The organism is Streptomyces naganishii JCM 4654, assembly GCF_014650575.1.
Taxonomy (GTDB): domain Bacteria; phylum Actinomycetota; class Actinomycetes; order Streptomycetales; family Streptomycetaceae; genus Streptomyces; species Streptomyces naganishii.
This window is the reverse complement of sequence record NZ_BMVF01000014.1, coordinates 96,021-112,451: the sequence shown is the minus strand read 5'-3', so window position 1 is coordinate 112,451 and position 16,431 is coordinate 96,021. Positions and strand designations below refer to the sequence as shown.

13 protein-coding genes are annotated in these 16,431 nt (G+C 75.6%); 4 read left to right on the top strand and 9 right to left on the bottom strand.

The window, feature by feature from the left end; all coding sequences use genetic code 11:
* Window positions 1-30: 30 nt before the first annotated feature.
* Genes IE217_RS24305 through crtI form a run of 3 tightly spaced genes read right to left on the bottom strand, consistent with a single transcriptional unit; the run spans window position 31 to window position 3,718 of the window.
* Complete coding sequence (locus tag IE217_RS24305) at window positions 31-1,050, bottom strand: Rieske (2Fe-2S) protein (protein ID WP_190180053.1); 1,020 nt, start codon at window positions 1,048-1,050, stop codon at window positions 31-33.
* Window positions 1,047-2,180: a phytoene/squalene synthase family protein gene (locus IE217_RS24300; RefSeq protein ID WP_190180052.1), complete on the bottom strand. Its 1,134-nt coding sequence runs from the start codon at window positions 2,178-2,180 to the stop codon at window positions 1,047-1,049. The genes IE217_RS24305 and IE217_RS24300 overlap by 4 nt, the downstream gene beginning before the upstream one ends.
* A complete protein-coding gene (gene crtI, locus IE217_RS24295) occupies window positions 2,177-3,718 on the bottom strand; it encodes a phytoene desaturase family protein (RefSeq protein ID WP_190180051.1) in 1,542 nt (513 codons plus the stop codon). The genes IE217_RS24300 and crtI overlap by 4 nt, the downstream gene beginning before the upstream one ends.
* 349 nt (window positions 3,719-4,067) lie before the next feature.
* Here crtI and IE217_RS24290 point away from each other — a divergent pair, with 349 nt between their 5' ends.
* The 4 genes from IE217_RS24290 to IE217_RS24275 all read left to right on the top strand — a co-directional run bounded on the left by IE217_RS24290 (window position 4,068) and on the right by IE217_RS24275 (window position 8,664).
* Window positions 4,068-5,267, top strand: coding sequence for a lycopene cyclase family protein (locus IE217_RS24290; protein WP_190180050.1), 1,200 nt, complete (start codon window positions 4,068-4,070; stop codon window positions 5,265-5,267).
* Between the two features lie 63 nt (window positions 5,268-5,330).
* Entirely contained in the window at window positions 5,331-6,080 is a 750-nt protein-coding gene (locus IE217_RS24285) for a class I SAM-dependent methyltransferase (RefSeq protein ID WP_190180049.1), read from the top strand.
* Window positions 6,077-7,690 carry an FAD-dependent oxidoreductase gene (locus tag IE217_RS24280; protein ID WP_190180048.1) on the top strand — a complete coding sequence of 538 codons (1,614 nt, stop codon included), beginning with the start codon at window positions 6,077-6,079 and terminating at the stop codon, window positions 7,688-7,690. Before IE217_RS24285 ends, IE217_RS24280 begins: the two co-directional genes overlap by 4 nt.
* A 104-nt stretch (window positions 7,691-7,794) precedes the next feature.
* A complete protein-coding gene (locus IE217_RS24275) occupies window positions 7,795-8,664 on the top strand; it encodes a class II glutamine amidotransferase (protein ID WP_190180047.1) in 870 nt (289 codons plus the stop codon).
* A gap of 113 nt (window positions 8,665-8,777) precedes the next feature.
* Here the strand turns inward: IE217_RS24275 and IE217_RS24270 are convergent, their stop codons facing one another.
* The 6 genes from IE217_RS24270 to IE217_RS24250 form a co-directional block, all read right to left on the bottom strand.
* Complete coding sequence (locus tag IE217_RS24270; protein WP_190180046.1) at window positions 8,778-9,461, bottom strand: DUF5825 family protein; 684 nt, start codon at window positions 9,459-9,461, stop codon at window positions 8,778-8,780.
* Window positions 9,462-9,489: 28 nt separating this feature from the next.
* A complete protein-coding gene (locus IE217_RS24265; RefSeq protein ID WP_190180045.1) occupies window positions 9,490-11,454 on the bottom strand; it encodes a RiPP maturation radical SAM C-methyltransferase in 1,965 nt (654 codons plus the stop codon).
* Window positions 11,455-11,556: 102 nt separating this feature from the next.
* A complete protein-coding gene (locus IE217_RS35120) occupies window positions 11,557-11,682 on the bottom strand; it encodes a hypothetical protein (RefSeq protein WP_268249170.1) in 126 nt (41 codons plus the stop codon).
* Window positions 11,683-11,765: 83 nt separating this feature from the next.
* On the bottom strand, window positions 11,766-13,616 hold the full coding sequence (locus IE217_RS24260) for an alpha/beta hydrolase family protein (RefSeq protein ID WP_190180044.1): 1,851 nt from the start codon (window positions 13,614-13,616) through the stop codon (window positions 11,766-11,768).
* Window positions 13,609-14,925: an MFS transporter gene (locus IE217_RS24255; protein ID WP_229865570.1), complete on the bottom strand. Its 1,317-nt coding sequence runs from the start codon at window positions 14,923-14,925 to the stop codon at window positions 13,609-13,611. Before IE217_RS24255 ends, IE217_RS24260 begins: the two co-directional genes overlap by 8 nt.
* 465 nt (window positions 14,926-15,390) lie before the next feature.
* Window positions 15,391-16,305: a CAP domain-containing protein gene (locus tag IE217_RS24250; protein WP_190180043.1), complete on the bottom strand. Its 915-nt coding sequence runs from the start codon at window positions 16,303-16,305 to the stop codon at window positions 15,391-15,393.
* Window positions 16,306-16,431 lie beyond the last annotated feature (126 nt).

Here is a 16,431-nt window from a genome sequence, read left to right as displayed (position 1 = left end):
GATGGCCCGTCAACGCCCCGGTGGATAGGCTCAGTTGGATGACCGGCCGGTCTCGCGCAGGTGCCGGAGGCGTTCGGCGTAGGCCAGGTCGTCGCGCCACAGGCGGCCCGCCGCGGCGCGCATCAGGGGCCGCAGGAGGGGTGCGCAGCGGCGGGCGACGGCGAAACCGGGGCGGCCGGAGGTGGCCAGCACGGCTTCGAGGACCATCGTGCGCGCCCTGCCGCGGCCGTCCGGCGTCAGGGGAGTGGCGTGGGTCTCGACCACGGATCCCCTGCCCTCGCCGCCGGTGATGCGCATGACGACGGTGCGGGGCCCGGGCGCGGTGAACTCGGCGCGCACGGGGACGACGAGCCGGCGGGTGAGGCGGAAGGAGACGTCCACGACGAACCGGTCGCCCGCGTCCCCGGTGTCCCCGGGGGTCTCGACGATCGTGAGGTCGGTGAAGGAGTGCGGGTGGAACCAGGCCCCGTGCCAGGGGTCGAGGCGGTTGGCGATCACGTCCCGCGGCTCGCAGACCCCGACACCCCGCCACACGGCCGCCACCGACGTCACCAGCGGCGGCCGCGCCGTCACCACCGGCGCCGGCGTCGGCCGTTCGCCGCCGGCCGCGTCCAGCCGCACCCACGCCAGCACCCCGTCGTCGTACACCGGGAACGGCTCCCACCCGGCGAACGGCGAGCCGTCGAGGGCCAGTCCGTGCCAGTGGCAGACCAGGGTGCCGCAGCGCACCGGACTGCCGGCCAGCGGCGCCCCGAGATGCGGGCAGGCTCCGGGCCCGCCCACCAGCCGGCCTTCGGCGTCCCGCCAGAGGACCACCTCCGTGCCCGCGACGGTTCGGGACAGCGGGCGTGCCGGAGTCAGGTCCGCGACGGCGCCCACGGCGAACCAGTTGCCGGACGGGCGGGCGGTGGCCCGTTTCAGGGCGGCCGCGACGACGGAGGGCCGCGCCTCGCGCCACGTGGGCCGCTGCCGCTCCCACGGGAGCGGACGCCGCCGCACCCGCAGCGGCAGGCGGCCCCTGGCGGGCCCGGCACCGGTGTCGTGGTTCATCCGGGTTCCTTCACGTCGGGCCACGTCCTTCCCGGCGGCCGTCCGGCCGGCGCGGCCGTCATCTCCGCGTCCCGGGCAGGGGCCCGTCGCGAGCCGTACCCGGCGGGAAGCGGCCAGGCGCCGTACCGGGCACCGAGGCGCGCGGCGGCGATCCGCGCCAGCCCTCCCGCGGCCACGGCCGCGCGGCGCCGCCGGGGCACCACGGCACGCCGGTGCACGACCGCGTACCCGTCGTCGGCGATGGCGTCGAGGATGCCCCGGTAGAGGACGTAGGCGGTACGGATGCAGGGCCGGGCCACCGGGTCGAGCATCGCGAGTCCGGGGCGGGCTTCCCGGTAGACCGCGCGGGTGAGCGCCTCGGCGGCCCGCAGCGCCGCCGTGATCCGCGCGTCGGTCCGCCCGGTGGCGCGGCTCCAGCGCAGCAGGTCCCGGTCGACGCCGTGCGCGGCCAGCAGGTCGGCGGGCAGGTACACCCGCCCCCGGTCCAGGTCCTCGCCCACGTCCCGCAGGAAGTTGGTCAGCTGGAACGCCACCCCGAGGGCCGCCGCGTGCGGGGCTGCCTGCGCGCGGGGGGTCACCGTGCCGAGGACCGGCAGCATCTGCAGCCCGATGACGGCGGCCGAGCCGTGCATGTACGCGCGCAGGTCGTCGTAGGTGGCGTAGCCGGTCACCGTCAGGTCGCTGCGCATCGAGGCCATGAAGTCGCCGAAGTGCGCGGGCGCGATGGCGTAACGGGCGGCGGTGTCGGCCACGGCGAGCACCACCGGCTCGTCACCCGCGGCGGGTGCGCCCCGTCCGGCCCGCGCACGCCACTCGTCCGCTCGCCCCCGCCGTACGCCGGCGCCGTGGCGATGTCCGGCCAGTGCCCGGCGCAGCCGCTCCTCGAGGCGGGTCAGGGCGGCCGCGCGCTCGTCCGGGCCGGCGCCGCTGTGCAGGCTGTCGACGATGTCGTCGGCCCACCGCGCGAACCCGTACAGGGCGTGCACGGCCGGCCTGCGGTCGGCGGGCAGCAGGCGGGTCGCCAGGAAGTAGGTGCGCCCGTGCCGGGCGTTGAGCCGCCGACAGTGCGTGTACGCGGCGCGCAGCACCGGGTCGGTGATGCCGGCGGCGTCCAGTTCGCGCGCGGTCACCGGGCCGCGCCCTCGGCCTGCCGGGCGCGGGCGCCACCGTACGCCCTGCCGCGTGCCTTCGGGGTCCCCGTGATCCGGGCGGCGGCCAGCCTGCCCGAGATCAGCACGGGCGGCACCCCGACGCCGGGCGTGGTCCCGCAGCCGGCGAGGACCGCGTTGTCCGTGCCCCGCACGAGGTTGCGCGTCCGGAACGGGCCGGTCTGGGCGAAGGTGTGGGCCACGGAGAACGGGGTGCCCGCCGCATGGCCCAGCGCGGTCCAGTCGGCGGGCGTCACCAGGCACTCCTGCTCGATGTGCGCGGCGAGGCCGCGCAGCCCGCGCGCCTCCAGAACGGCGAGGAGTCCGTCGCGGTAACGGGGCGCCAGGTCGTGCCAGTCGGCGGCCGACGGCCCGATGCCGGTGTTGGGGCAGGGCGCGAGGACGTAGTGCAGGTGCCTGCCCGGCGGCGCGAGCGAGGGATCGCCCGCCGTGGGACGGGTGATGAGCAGGGACGGGTCGGTCATGAGGGTGCCCGTGCGCGTCAGCTCGTCGAAGGTCCGGTCCCAGGCGGCGCCGAAGGAGAGCGTGTGGTGCGCGAGGCCGGGCCAGGTCCGGTCGGTGCCGAGGTGCAGGACGACGGCCGAGGGCGCGTGCCGCAGCGCGAGCGGGCGGCGCGGGCGGCGGCCCAGCAGCCGGTGGGCGGTGGGGAGTTCGGTGGTCAGGACCACCGCGTCGCACGGGACGCGTTCGTGGTCGGTCACCACCGCCGTGACCCGGCTTCCGGACCGTTCGAGACGCGTGACCTCGCGGCCCAGGAGCAGTTCGGCGCCCGCGCCGGTGGCCGCGGCCGCCATGGCCCGGGGCAGGGCGTGCATGCCGCCGCGCGGGAAGTACACGCCCGCCACGGTGTCCATGTACGCGATGACCGCGTACGCCGCCAGCGCCCGGGCCGGCGCCACGCCCGCGTACAGTGCCTGGAAGGTGAAGACCCGCCGCAGCCGCTCGTCGCCCAGGAACCGCCCGATGCGCGCGTCGAGCCGCCCGAACCCGCCGAGGGCGGCCAGGCGGGCGAGGTCGGGGGTCAGCAGACCGAGCGGCGAGTCGAAGTTGGCGTCGATGAACCGGCGGTGCTGCACCGCGTACAACTCGGTCAGCCAGGCCCGCAGCCGCCGGTAGCCCGCCGCCTGGCCCGCCCCGGCGAAGCGCTCCACCTCGGCCTCCATCGCGGCGGCGTCCGAGTGCACGTCCAGCACGCTGCCGTCGGCGAAGCGCGCGCGGTAGGCCGGGTGCACGGGCAGCAGCTCGACGTGGTCGGCGAGGCGCTCGCCGACCGCCGCGAACGCCTCGTCGGCCAGGTGAGGCATGGTCAGGACCGTGGGCCCGGTGTCCATCCGGTAGCCGCCGCGCTCCAGCAGGCCGGCGCGGCCGCCGGGCCGGTCCTCGCGTTCGACCAGCGTGACGCGGCGGCCGGCCCCCAGCAGGTGCAGCGCGGCCGACAGGCCGGAGAGTCCCGCGCCCACGACCACGACGTGATCGGTCCGGCCGGTCACCGTCCTCATACCGCCACCCCTTCCCCGCCGGTCCCGGCGGACTGAGTGCCCCGCAGCACGGCGGGAATGCCCGCCGCCCCGCGGGACGCGGATACGCCCGCCGAGCCGGGCCACCGCGGTCCGGCTCCCTGACACCCTTCCACCGCCGCCCCCCGCGCACCGGCCCCCTCACCCGAAGGGACGTGTCGGCCACCCCACCGCAGGGCACCCGCCCCGGCGCGGCACCCGTCCCCAGCGCGGCGTGCGTCCGCGTGGGGCGAGGGTGCGGAATGCTTCCCGGAAACCGCCCGGCGCGGGCCGCGCACCGGCGCCGGGCGGGCGACGCGCCGACACTCCCGACGAGCCGGACAGGAGGGCCATGAGCGCAGCGGACGTCGTGATCGTCGGCGCCGGGGCGGCCGGGCTGTCGCTGGCGCACCGCCTGTCGGCCGCCGGCTCCCCGGCGCGCCCCGCCCCCTCCGTCCTGCTGATCGAGCCGCCGCCCGGCCCCCTGCGCCCGCCCCGCCGCACCTGGTGCTACTGGGAGGCGGGCACCGGCCCCTACGACGCCGCCGTGAGCGCCTCCTGGACGTGGCTGCGGACCACGGACCGGCACGGCGCGAGCGCCCGGCGGCACATCGCCCCGATGCGCTACAAGATGATCCGCTCGGACGACTTCGAGGCGCTGGTCGGCCGCGATCTGACCGACCGTCCGAACGTGCGCCGGGCGGAGGCCACCGTCGACGACATCGTCACCCTCCCGGACGGCACCGCGCGGGTCCGCGCGGCCGACGTGCACGGGGCACCGCTCCAGGTGCGGGCCCGCTGGGTCTTCGACTCCCGCCCGCCGCGCGCGCTGCCCCGCGCCCGCACCCACCTGTCGCAGCACTTCAAGGGCTGGTTCCTGCGCACGGAGCGGCCCGCGTTCGACCCCGCCGTCGTCGACCTCATGGACTTCCGCACCCCGCGGCCCGCCCGCGGACTCTCCTTCGGGTACGTCCTGCCGACCAGCCGGCACACCGCCCTGGTCGAGTACACCGAGTTCGGTCCCGCGCCCTTGACCCAGGACGCCTACGACGCGGCCCTCGACCACTACACGCGGCGCGTTCTCGGCCTCGGCCCGGTGCGGGTGCTGGCGTCGGAGTGCGGGGTGATCCCCATGACCGACGGCCGCTTCGCCCGGCTGAGCTCCCCGGCGGTGTTCCGCATCGGCGCCGCCGGCGGGGCGACCCGGCCCGCCACCGGCTACACCTTCGCCGCCATCCAGCGCCAGGCCGACGCGATCACCCGCCTCGTGCGCACGGGCCGCCGCCCGCTGCCACCGCCCGCGCACCCCGCCCGGGCCCGCGCGATGGACGCGGTGCTGCTGCGCGCCCTGGCCACCGGGCGGATCGACGGCGCCGACTTCTTCCACCGTCTGTTCACGCGCGTACCGCCGCCGCGTCTGCTGCGCTTCCTCGACGGCCGCACCCGACTGCACGAGGACGTCGCCGTCGGCCTGCGCACCCCCGTGCTGCCCATGCTGCGGACGGCGGCCGAACTCCCCTGGCTGCCCCGCCGCCCGCACACCCGGGCCTGAACACCGCCCGCGCCGCCCGGACCTGCCCCTCCCGCACACCGGAACCATCCCAGGAGCCCGCCGATGACGACCCTGCTGCGCGACGCGGAACTCGCCGCCGCCTTCGACCACGGCGCCCGCGCCTACGACCGCCTGGTCGCCCTCAACCCCGGATACCACGCCCACCTGCGCCGCTCCGCCCGCCGCCTCGGCCTTCCGGACGGGGGTGCGGGCCTGCGCGTGCTCGACCTCGGCTGCGGCACGGGCGCCTCCACGGCCGCGCTCGTCTCCGTACTGCCCAAGGCGCGTGTCGTCGGCGTCGACGCCTCGCCGGGCATGCTGGAGCGGGCCCGCGCCAAACGCTGGCCGCCCGGCGTTTCGTTCGTCCACGCCACCGCCGAGGACCTCACCACCGCACGGGACGTCCCCGAAGAGGCCGCCGGCCCCTACGACGCCGTGTTCGCCGCCTACCTGGTCCGCAACGTCACCGACCCCGACGCCGTCCTGCGCGCGGTGCGCCCGCTGCTCGTACCGGGCGGGCGGCTCGCGGTGCACGACTACTGCCTCGGCGGCCGCCGCCGCGACCGCGCGGTGTGGAACGCCGTGTGCGCGGGCGTCGTCCTGCCGCTGGGCACCCTCACCGGCGACCGGGACCTCTACCGCCATCTGCGGCGCAGCGTCACGGAGTTCGACACCGCGCGGGCCTTCGCCGGGCGGCTGCGCCGCGCCGGGTTCGACCGGGTCCGCGTCCTGCCCCTGCCCGGCTGGCAGACCGGTGTCACCCACACCTTCCTCGCCCGCCGCCCCCCGTACGAGCCCGGAGGCACGCGATGAACCGGCCCCGGACAGGCGACGCCCGCACACGCGCCGCACGGCGGCACGGGCGCGACCGGCGCGCCCGCGTCATCCACCCCCTGCCCGGCCGCCCCCGGATCGAGGGCGAGCCGCCCACCGTCGCGGTGATCGGCGGCGGCATCGCCGGACTCTCGGCCGCCACCGCACTGGCCGAACGGGGAGTGGGCGTGACGCTGTACGAGCGTGAGCCGCACCTCGGCGGCCGGGTCGCCGGCCGGCCCGTCACGCTGGCCGACGGCACGCCCGCCACCATGAGCCGGGGCTTCCACGCCTTCTTCCGCCAGTACTACAACCTGCGCGGCCTGCTGCGCCGCACCGACCCCGGCCTGGAACGGCTCACCCCGCTGCCCGACTACCCCCTGCGGCACAGCAGCGGCCTGTGCGACAGCTTCCGGCACGTGCCGCGCACGCCGCCCTGGAGCGCCCTGGCCTTCGCCGCCCTGAGCCCCACCTTCCGCCTGCGCGACCTGTGGGCGATGGACCCCGTGGCGGCCCTGCCCCTGCTCGACGTCTCCACGCGGGAGGTCCACGCGCGCCTGGACCACGTCAGCGCCCACGACTTCCTCGCTGCCATCGGATTCCCGGCCGCCGCCCGCCACCTCGCCTTCGAGGTGTTCTCCCGCAGCTTCTTCGCCGACCCGCGCCGGCTGTCGGCGGCCGAGATGGCGCTGATGTTCCACATCTACTTCCTCGGCTCCAGCGAGGGCCTGCTCTTCGACGTCCCGGACGAGCCGTACCCGCAGGCGCTGTGGGACCCCCTCGCCCGGTACCTGACGGGCCTTCGGGCGGAACTGTGCACGTCGACCCCCGTCGAGGCGGTGCACCCCGATCCGTCCGGCGGCTGCCGCGTCGTGACGGGCGAGGGCGCGCGGCGCCACGACGCGGCCGTGCTCGCCCTGGACACCGGCGGACTGCGCGCCCTGGCGCAGGCCTCCCCGCGCCTGTGCGACAGCGCGTGGCGCGCGCAGGTCGCCCGGCTGGAGACCGCGCCGCCGTTCCTGGTGTCCCGGCTGTGGCTGGACCGCCCGGTCGCCGCCCACCGCCCCGGCTTCCTCGGCACCAGCGGCTACGGCTCCCTCGACAACGTCAGCGTGGTCTCCCGCTGGGAGGGCGAGGCGGCCCGCTGGGCCGCCCGCACCGGCGGCGAGGTCGTCGAACTCCACGCCTACGCCCTGACCGGCGACGCGGCCCACGACGTCGAGGAGAAGCGCCTGCTGGACCACCTCCACCAGGTCTACCCGGAGACCCGCACCGCCCGGACCGTGTCCGCGCACCACGAGTGGCGGGCCGACTGCCCGCTCTTCGCGGTCGGCGGATACGCCCACCGCCCCACCGTCCGCACCCCCGACCCCCGGATCGTCGTCGCCGGCGACCTGGTCCGCACCGGCCTGCCCGTGGCCCTCATGGAACGCGCCGCCACCTCCGGCCTCCTCGCGGCCAACGCCCTGCTGGAGCGGTGGGGTGTGCGCGGCCGGCGACTGTGGACCGTGCCCGACGAGGGGAGGTCCTTCCTGCTGCGGGCCGCCGCGCGACGGTACGGCCGCCCACCCACGCCACCCGCGGCCGGCACGGCGCACGCGGCCCCGTAGGCGCGGCGCCCGCCGCGACCCCGAGCCGGGCCCGCACCTCGTACCCTGACCGGTGTCCCGGCCCGGAGACAGCGTCCCACCCCGCGAAGCTCCCGGAGGAAACCATGTGCCGCCTGTTCGGCCTGAGCAGCGCCCCCCGGCGCACCCACGCCACCGTCTGGCTGCTGGACGCCCCCGACAGCCTCAGCCGGCAGAGCCACCGCAACCCCGACGGCACCGGCCTCGGCTACTTCGACGAGGACGGCACGGCGCGGGTGCACAAGGCACCGATCGCCGCGTACGAGGACCGGGCGTTCGCCGAGACGGCCCGGGAGGTCGAGTCGGAGACCTTCCTCGCGCACATCCGCTTCGCCTCCACCGGCGGGCTGTCCAGCCGCAACACCCACCCCTTCGAGCAGGACGGCCGTCTCCTCGCCCACAACGGCGTCATCGAGGACCTCGCCCGGCTCGAGGCCCACCTCGGCGCCGACCTCTCCCTGGTGAAGGGCGACACCGACTCCGAGCGGTTCTTCGCCCTCGTCACCCGGGAGATCCGGCGAAACGGCGGCGACGTGGCGGCCGGCCTCGAGAGCGCGGCCCGCTGGACCGCGCGGAACCTGCCCCTCTACGCCCTCAACGTCGTCCTCACCACGCCCGGCGAACTGTGGGCCCTGCGCTACCCCGCCACCCACGAGCTGTACGTCCTGTCGCGGCCGGCGGGCGGCCGCCACGGCGACCGGCACCTCGACCACAGCGGCAGCCACGGGCACCTGCGCGTCCACTCCGCCCACCTCGCGAACCTGCCCTCGGTGGTGGTCGCCAGCGAGCGGATGGACGACAACCCGGACTGGCGCCTCATGGAACCCGGCGAACTCCTGCACGTCGACGCCGAGTTGCACACCACCCACCGGGTCGTGCTCCCCGACGCCCCCACCCGCCCGCTGACTCTGGACGACCTCCACCCCGACGCGGCGGCCTCGCAACGCATGGCCTAGAACGAGGAGACCCGCTCGAAGGACGCGAGACGGCGCGCACCTGCGTCATCCGGTGGCTGCCCGGGCGGGGCACGGGTGTCCGCGACGCCGCTGTGGTGCGGGGGTGCCCGCGGTCACACGGCCATGGCCTCCTGGAGCCAGCGGGAGACCCGGTAGGGCAGCCACCAGGCCAGGTCGCCCAGACGCAGCACGAGGTGCTCGTCGGTGAACTCCCGCAGCACCTCTTCGGGTACGTCGGCGTGGTGGGCGCCGGTGTCCAGGCGGGCGATGGCGTCGAGGAAGCGGGGCTCGTCCGCGGTGAAGCGGCGCAGGTCGCCCCAGCGGCGGTCGCGGATCTGCACGAAGCCCGGCCCCTGGCGCCACACGAGCTTGCACAGGTAGTGGCGGGTCCGCCAGGCGTGCAGGGCCTCCTCGGCGTCCTCGGGGCCGGTGAGCGTGCGCGGCGGATGCAGGTGGGAGAGCACCTTCCACTGGTGTTCGGCCCGCTCGGGCGGCAGCCGGAGGTCCCAGTCGGCCCAGACGGCGTGCGCGGTCAGGTCGCGCACCAGGCGCAGCCGGTCGAGCGCGGCCCGCTGCGCGGCGCTCCCGGCGGCGCCCAGGTCGACGGGCGCGTCCAGTTCGGCGTGGCGCATCCCCATCGCCCACAGGCCGGCGACGCCGCCGTTCTCGGCAGTCACGGGGAGGGTGCCCAGGGACATGCCCGGCAGCCGGCGGGCCTCGGGGTCGTGGTCGCGCCAGGCGCGCAGGACGAGGCGTGGTGCCGGGCGCGGTGCGAGGTCCGGTGCGGTGGCTGTCATGCGCGGTCCTTTCCGGGGTGGCGGTGGTTCAGGACAGGGCGGGCGCCGGCTCGGCCGGGGCGCCGGGGACGGAACCGGCGCTCGCCCGGCCGGACTCGGGGCGGGCGTGCGCGTGGCGCATGTGGTCCAGGCGCAGCAGGTCCTGGTTCACGGCGGCCGGCGCGATGTGCACGTACTGGCCCGCGTCCGTGAACACCACGCCCAGGGCGACCCACCGCTCCAACAGGTCCTCGACGTCGCGCAGTTCGGGTGCCGGCTCCGCGGGCGGCGTGCCCCCGGCGATCTTGCGGTGCAGCGCGGCGGCGGTGTGCGGCTGGTCCAGCAGCCGGAAGAGCGCCGTCCGCAGCGGCCCGGTCAGTTCCAGCGTCCGCCACTCGAAGGAGCGCCGCCTGCTGACCAGTACGATCCGGTCGCCGAGGTCGGTGTGGGTGAGACGGGCGTCGGTGTGGTGCTTCTTCCAGGCCGCGATGCCGTCGTTGAGCCGGGTCACCGTCTCTTCGGTGATGCCGCGCTCGGGGGCCTGGAACACGTAGGCCAGGTCGTGGAGTTCGGCCTCGGGCAGGTCGTAGGTGAACAGGTAGTGCTCCTCGGGCCGCAGCCCGGTGAAGCCCAGTTCGGGGCGGTTGAAGTAGGGGCTGAACCGCTCGATGGCGATGCGGGCCGACAGGTCGACGGGCGGGTTGAGGTGCTCCAGGGCCGGGAGCTGGCGGATCACGGGCTCGTAGTCCTCCGCGCTCTCGCCGGGGAAGCCGTGCAGGTAGTTCCAGGACACCGACAGGCCCGTCTCCGCCGCGTCGCGGAGCATGCGGACGTTCTGGCAGCCGCTCACCCCCTTGTCCATCAGGTCCAGGACACGGCTGTTGAGGCTCTCGATACCGGGCTGGACGTAGATGAGTCCCGCGTCCGCGAGGACCTTCAGCTGCGGGCGGCGCATGTTGGCCTTGATCTCGATGTGCATGCGCAGGTCGTGGCCGCTGTCGATGATGCGGGGCAGCACCGTGGACAGGTAGCGCATGTCGAGGATGTTGTCCACGACGTACATGTCCAGCACCCGGTGCCGCTCGGCCAGGTCCATGATCTCCCGGTAGAAGGTGTCCGGGCTCTTGCTGCGGAACTCCATGAACGAGCCGTTCAGCCCGCAGAAGGTGCAGTGGTGCTTCTCGCCCCACCAGCAGCCGCGCGCCCCCTCGACGACCAGTTTCGGCTCCACCCAGTTGCGGGCCACCGAGGCGGCCAGCCGCTCGAAGTAGCCGCTGTAGTCCGGGGGCAGGATCGCGGCCGGCGGCAGCGGACCGCTGGGCATCGGGTTGGCGGTGTGCGTGCCGTCCGCCGCCCGGTGGCACAGGCCCGGCACCGAGGCCACCGCGGTCCGATCGCCCTCCCGCAGCGCGTTGAGCAGCTGGGGGAAGGCGGCCTCGCCCTCGCCGCGCACCACGTAGTCGACGAAGCCGAAGTTGCGGTGGACGGCGGCGCCCTGCTCGGCGTCGCAGTTGGCCCCGCCCATGACGGTCACGATGTGCGGGGCGAGCCGCTTGACGTGCCGCGCGGCGGCGAGCGCGGCCGTGTTCTGCTGGAAGGTCGAGGTGAACCCGACGACGTCGGGCCCGAGTTCCACCACCCGGCGGGCCACCTCGGCCACGAAGTCCGGCACGACACCGTGCAGTTCACGGGTCATGCGCATCCGCGAGCGGCGCAGCCTGCCGCTCATCGCCTCGGTGAACTCGGCGTCCTTCCACGCGGGATCGTCGTAGAGGGCGGAGGAGAACACCCAGTCGCCGCAGCCGAGGAAGTAGGACGACAGGGCGTAGTAGTCGTAGTCCTCGGCGGTGAACCCGGTGCGGCCGGTGATCCAGTCGGTGAACTCCAGGTTGGCGTGCAGCACGTCGCACGTCGCGTCCGGCACGCGTTCGTCGACGCTGCGTTTGAGGATGCCGAGGGCGAGGGAGGGCAGATCGATCGGCGACCAGGGCATGTTGACCAGAAGAACGCGCACGGTGGTCTCCTTGCGCACGGGCGGGCGGTGGGGGACGGGTGGGAGAGGACGTGTGAACGGGGCCCGGCCGGCCCGCACTCGGCGGGCCGGCCGGGCCGTGGCTCACTCCTCCTCGTCGGCGCCCTCGTCGGCGTTGCGGAACGGGATGGTGATGGTGATGCCGATGCCCGGCTTGCGGTTCTCCTCGTCGCCCGCGAGCGGGTCGTTGTGGATGATGTCCTTCTGCACGGTGTCCTCCTTCTCGTTTCCCTGTGTAGGTCGAGCGGGGTGGTGCTGTGCGTGTCCCGGTCCCGCTGCGCGCTCGCACCGCTTCAGCGGGGCCGGGGTCCACCCGGTCGTGCCGGGGGACGCGTGGGGCCGGCCGGTGCCGGCGCGGGCAGGTGCCCGCCGAGGAAGGCCAGGGCGCGGCGCAGCACGGCCACGTGCGCGGCGCCGTCGTATCCGTCGTGCCCGGTGTCGAGCCACATCTCCTCGTGCGGCACGCCCGCCCGGCGCAGAGCGTCGGCATAGCGGCGGATCTGCTCCGGCGGGCATTTGACGTCCTGGTCGGCGCCGACCACCAGCAGGGGTGCGCTCACGTGGGCCGCGTAGGTCAGCGGCGAGCTCGAGGCGTAACGTTCCGGCACCTGTTCGGGCGTGCCGCCGAACCACCTGACGTCCAGGGCGCGCAGTGCCGGGGTGGTCGTCCGGTGCGCGGTGACCCAGTCGGCGACCGGCTTGACCGCGACGCCCGCCCGCCACAGCCCGGGCCGCGTACCGAGGGCGAGCAGCACCAGGTATCCGCCCCAGGACACCCCCCACAGCGCGACGGCCCGCCCGTCGATGAGGCGCCGGCGTACGAGGTCGGCGCGCACGGCGGCGAGGTCGTCCACCTGGGTGTGCCCGACGCCGCTGCCCAGGGCGCGCCGCCAGCGGGGGCCGTAGCCCGTGGAACCGCGGTAGTTGACGCGCGCCACCGCGTAGCCCGAGGCCACGAGCGAGTGCACGGTGGCGTCGTAGGCGTCCCGGTCCTGATCGGCGGGGCCGCCGTGCACCAGGAAGACGGCCGGTGGCGGGGCGGAGCCGCGTGCGTGTGCGGAGCCGGACGCGGGCGTGCCGGTGCGCGGCAGGGTGAGGAGGGTGTGCACGGGACCCTCGGGCGTCGGTGTCCACAACTCGGCCTTTCGTCCGGGCACTTGGGGCAATGGGCCGGGCGAGGGCAAGTCGGTGCCGTCCGTGGAGCGCGGGACGGGTGGGTGGACGGTGTCCGTCCAGAGATAGTGCAGGCCGCCGCCGGGACGGGGCGCGGCGTCGAGCAGGGTGCCCGGGGGCGTGGGGACGATCCGGCGGGTACGGGTGTCCGGGGCGACCCGGTGGAGCAGCGAGCGCCCGTGCCGGTCCTGGCGCACCAGCACCTCGCGTGAGCCGGGGTACCAGCGCGCGGTGATCTCGGTGTCGAACGGGCACCAGCGGTGGGTGACCAGTCCGCCGCCCGGGGTCCAGGTGGCGAGGGCGTAGCCGTCCTCCAGTTCCTGGACCAGCAGCAGTTCGCGCCGCCCGGGCAGCGGGGAGAAGCCACGGCACCACATCCCGCCGGCGCCCCCGCCCCCTCGGCCCGGCGCCCCGGCCGGTGGCCGCAGGGTCGCGGCGACGGCCCCGGCGGCGGTGAGCACGGTGACGGCCGCGTCGTCGGCGGGTGAGGCGGCCAGCGCCAGCAGGTCGCCCTCCGGGGTGACTCCGGCCAGGTGGAGGTCCCTCGAGGCGGTGAGCACCGTACGCGGGGCGTGGCCGCGTCGCCCCACGAGGACGCGCGTCGTCCCCGGCGCGGGCGCGACGGCCGCGGCTACCGTGCCGCCGGCCGTGACCGCCAGCCCGCGCGGCAGCCCCTCCGGCGCACCCGGCAGGCCCGGCCCGCCCGGCCCGCCGTCGAAGGGCTGGTACCACCACAGCCCCCGCCCCCGCGCGTCCTCCTCGAACCACCACACGTACGCGTCCGCGTCGATCGCGCAGTGCGCCGTGCCGCCGGGCCGGTCGGTGACCTGCCGGGCCGTGCGCGCCCGCGCGTCCCACGCGAAGACCTCGCACCGGCCCCCGGCGTCCGCGGTGAACACCATCCGCCGCTCGTCGCCCGGGCACACGTCCGGCAGCACACCGAGGAAGACCCGGAAGGACTCACTACTCATCGCCGTCTCCCGTCCCCGGAGCGCCCCCGGCGGCACGCACCACTCGGCGGGCCCGGACCTGCGTGTAGAGGGCCAGTACGGCGAAGAGCGCGGTGCACAGCAGCACGGGCGCCCGGGCGCTCCACACCGTGACGAGCAGCCCGGCCGCCGCCGGGGCGCCGGCCGCGGTGAGCGCGGCGACCGAGCCGAGCACGGAGCCGACGCGCGACTGCAGGGAGGGGGGTGTGCAGGCGACGGCGACGCTCGACAGGACGACGGTGACCAGCGGCAGGACCAGTGACAGCCCGGCGAAAGCCGCCCCCCAGCCCCAGGCGCCGCCCGCCCACCACAGCGCACCGCACGGCACCGGCAGCGCCCAGGCGGCCGACGTCAGCACACGCGCGGCGCCCAGCCGCCGGACCACGGTGGGCGCCCCCAGCGCGCCCACCAGCCCGGCCGCCCCCGAGGCCGCGAGCACGAGGCCCGTCGCGGCTGTTCGCCCGCCCCCGCCCAGTTCGAACAGGGCGGTGTAGAACAGCAGAGTCAGCGTGCCACCGGCGGCCGACGTCCACACCAGGACCAGGCGCAGCACCGGCGAGCCGGCGACCACGCCCAGCCCGGCCCGGACGGCGGCGGGCTGGGCATGCAGCGCGGCGCCGGCCCGCGAGCGCCGGGTGGCGCCGTGCCCCGCCCCCGGCCCGTCCTCGCGGGGCGTGTCGAGAGGCGTACGGATGGCCCGTACGCCCACGGCCGCCGCAGTGTACGAGATCGCGTCGGCCAGGAAGGGCAGCGGCCGGGCGAGTTGGAAGAGCGCGCCGCCCAGCGCGGGGCCCAGGACGAGCGCCGCCTGGTCCCCGGCCTGGAGTCCGGCTGCGGCGCGGGGCAGTTCGTCCACGTCGGCCAGGTGGACCAGGGCCCCGCGCGAAGCCGCCTCGTACGCGACGGAGCACAGCCGCTCCAGCAGGGCCAGGGACACCACTACCCACAACGCGGGGCGGCCGAGGCAGGCCAGCGCGAGCAGCCCCGTGCCCAGGGCCGCCAGCGCCGCCGAGCCCGTCATGATGCGGCGCCGCCGCCCCCGGTCGGCCGGCACGGCGACGAGCGGCCCGAGGACCACCCCGGCGAGCGCGACCGACGCGGCGAGCGTGCCGGCCGTGCCGGGGGAGTGGCCGAGCCCGAGGAGGAGCAGCGGGAACACCACCCCGGAGGCCTGGCTGCCGAGCCCGTCGACCGCGTTGACCCCCCAGAGGATCGCCAGATCGGTCCGCCCACGGGAGGGGCCGGCGACGGCCGGGGAGGGGATTTCCGGATCCTCGGCGCGCTGTCGCATCGCAGACGTGTCGATCTTCCCCACCCCCCCCGGGCGACGGATCACGGATCACAGGTCATGGATCACAGGTCGTCGATCACAAGCAACGGACCACAAGCAACGGACCACAAGCAACGGATCACAGGCAAAGGATCACGGCGAACGAACGAATGTGCCGAAACTGTGTGTGAAGCGTGAAAGTGAGCCGGAGCCTAGCCAGCGGGAATTGGCGGCGACAAGAGCCGGACAGCGCTCGATTGCCGGTCGACACAAGGGCATATGGCCGACAGCCGACTGGTGACGGATGAGGAACTGTGCAGACGTACGGAGGCCTGTGACGCGTGCGTGACGTCCTGACCGGCGGTGTCCCGGACGGCGAGGCGGAACGGGCTCGCAGCCCTGTCGTCATGACAGGGCTGCGAGCCCACCGCGTATTGGCCGACAGCGCACTTCACGCGCTGCCAAAGAACAATCAATTATTCCGTTTCAGCGGGCCGTCCCGAAATCCTGCGTCCAGTAGTCGCCGGGCTCCGCGAGTCCGACGCCGATCTCCTGGAAACCGCAATTGAGGATGTTGGCCTTGTGGCCCGGGCTCGCCATCCAGGCCGCCATGACCTGCTCGGGGGTCGAGTAGCCGTAGGCGACGTTCTCGCCGTAGCTGCTCCAGGAGTAGCCGGCGCTCGTGATGCGGTCGCCCGGCGAGGAGCCGTCGGAGCCGGTGTGCGACATGTTCTGGTGGGCGGCCATGTCGTCGCTGTGCGCCTGGGCGGTCTTGCCCAGGTCCGCGTTCAGGGTCAGGGGCGAGCAACCCACCTTGGCGCGCTCGGCGTTGACGAGCTGGACGATGCGGGCCACGACACCCGACGCGGTGGTGGCGGCGGGCGGGGTGCTCGCCGGGGCGGACGCGGTGACGGTGGGCGCCGGCGTACCGGTGGCCGGAGTGCCAGGTCGGGTGGTGACGGGCCCGGGCGTGGCCGGCTTGTGCGTGGCGGGCGCCGTGGCGCCGGTGCTCGTCCTCGGCGCGCCGGGCTTGTGCGTGCCCGGCTGGGGGGCGCTCGAGGCGGCGCCGGCCGGCTGGGACGCGGTCGCCGTGGCGGCGGGCGCGGCGGGTGTGGTGGGCGCGGCGGACGCGGCCGCCCCGGCGTGCCCGGTGCCGTCGTGGTGCCGGGGATGGTGCCGGTGGCCCTTGCGCCAGGTGTGCTGCTGCCGCACGCCGGGGCCGGCGTTCTTCCACCCCGCCGTCGTCACCTCGGCCGCCGTGGCGGCGCTCCGGGTGCGGTCGCCGCCGCTGTCCTGCCAGTCGGTGCAGGCCAGGGCGACGGAGGGTATCGCCACCGCGCTCACGGAGAACGCGGCGACGACCATCCGCCGGTAGTGCTGGTTCTTACGGTGCTTGCCCATGCGTGACCTCACTCGGTGACCGCCGCGCGCCGGCGCCGGCCGCGCCTGTGGCTCGTGGCGATGTCCTGTGGGCCGCCATTGTTGAAACCCTCCCGCACGGAGCGCAAAGGGCTCTGCCACTACCTT

Coding starts and splice junctions, on each gene's coding strand:
- IE217_RS24280 (WP_190180048.1), top strand. CDS start 6,077: ATGAACCGGCCCCGGACAGGCGACGCCCGCACACGCGCCGCACGGCGG.
- IE217_RS24260 (WP_190180044.1), bottom strand. CDS start 13,616: ATGAGTAGTGAGTCCTTCCGGGTCTTCCTCGGTGTGCTGCCGGACGTG.
- IE217_RS24255 (WP_229865570.1), bottom strand. CDS start 14,925: ATGCGACAGCGCGCCGAGGATCCGGAAATCCCCTCCCCGGCCGTCGCC.
- IE217_RS24275 (WP_190180047.1), top strand. CDS start 7,795: ATGTGCCGCCTGTTCGGCCTGAGCAGCGCCCCCCGGCGCACCCACGCC.
- IE217_RS24250 (WP_190180043.1), bottom strand. CDS start 16,305: ATGGGCAAGCACCGTAAGAACCAGCACTACCGGCGGATGGTCGTCGCC.
- IE217_RS24285 (WP_190180049.1), top strand. CDS start 5,331: ATGACGACCCTGCTGCGCGACGCGGAACTCGCCGCCGCCTTCGACCAC.
- IE217_RS24290 (WP_190180050.1), top strand. CDS start 4,068: ATGAGCGCAGCGGACGTCGTGATCGTCGGCGCCGGGGCGGCCGGGCTG.
- IE217_RS24305 (WP_190180053.1), bottom strand. CDS start 1,050: ATGAACCACGACACCGGTGCCGGGCCCGCCAGGGGCCGCCTGCCGCTG.
- IE217_RS24270 (WP_190180046.1), bottom strand. CDS start 9,461: ATGACAGCCACCGCACCGGACCTCGCACCGCGCCCGGCACCACGCCTC.
- crtI (WP_190180051.1), bottom strand. CDS start 3,718: ATGAGGACGGTGACCGGCCGGACCGATCACGTCGTGGTCGTGGGCGCG.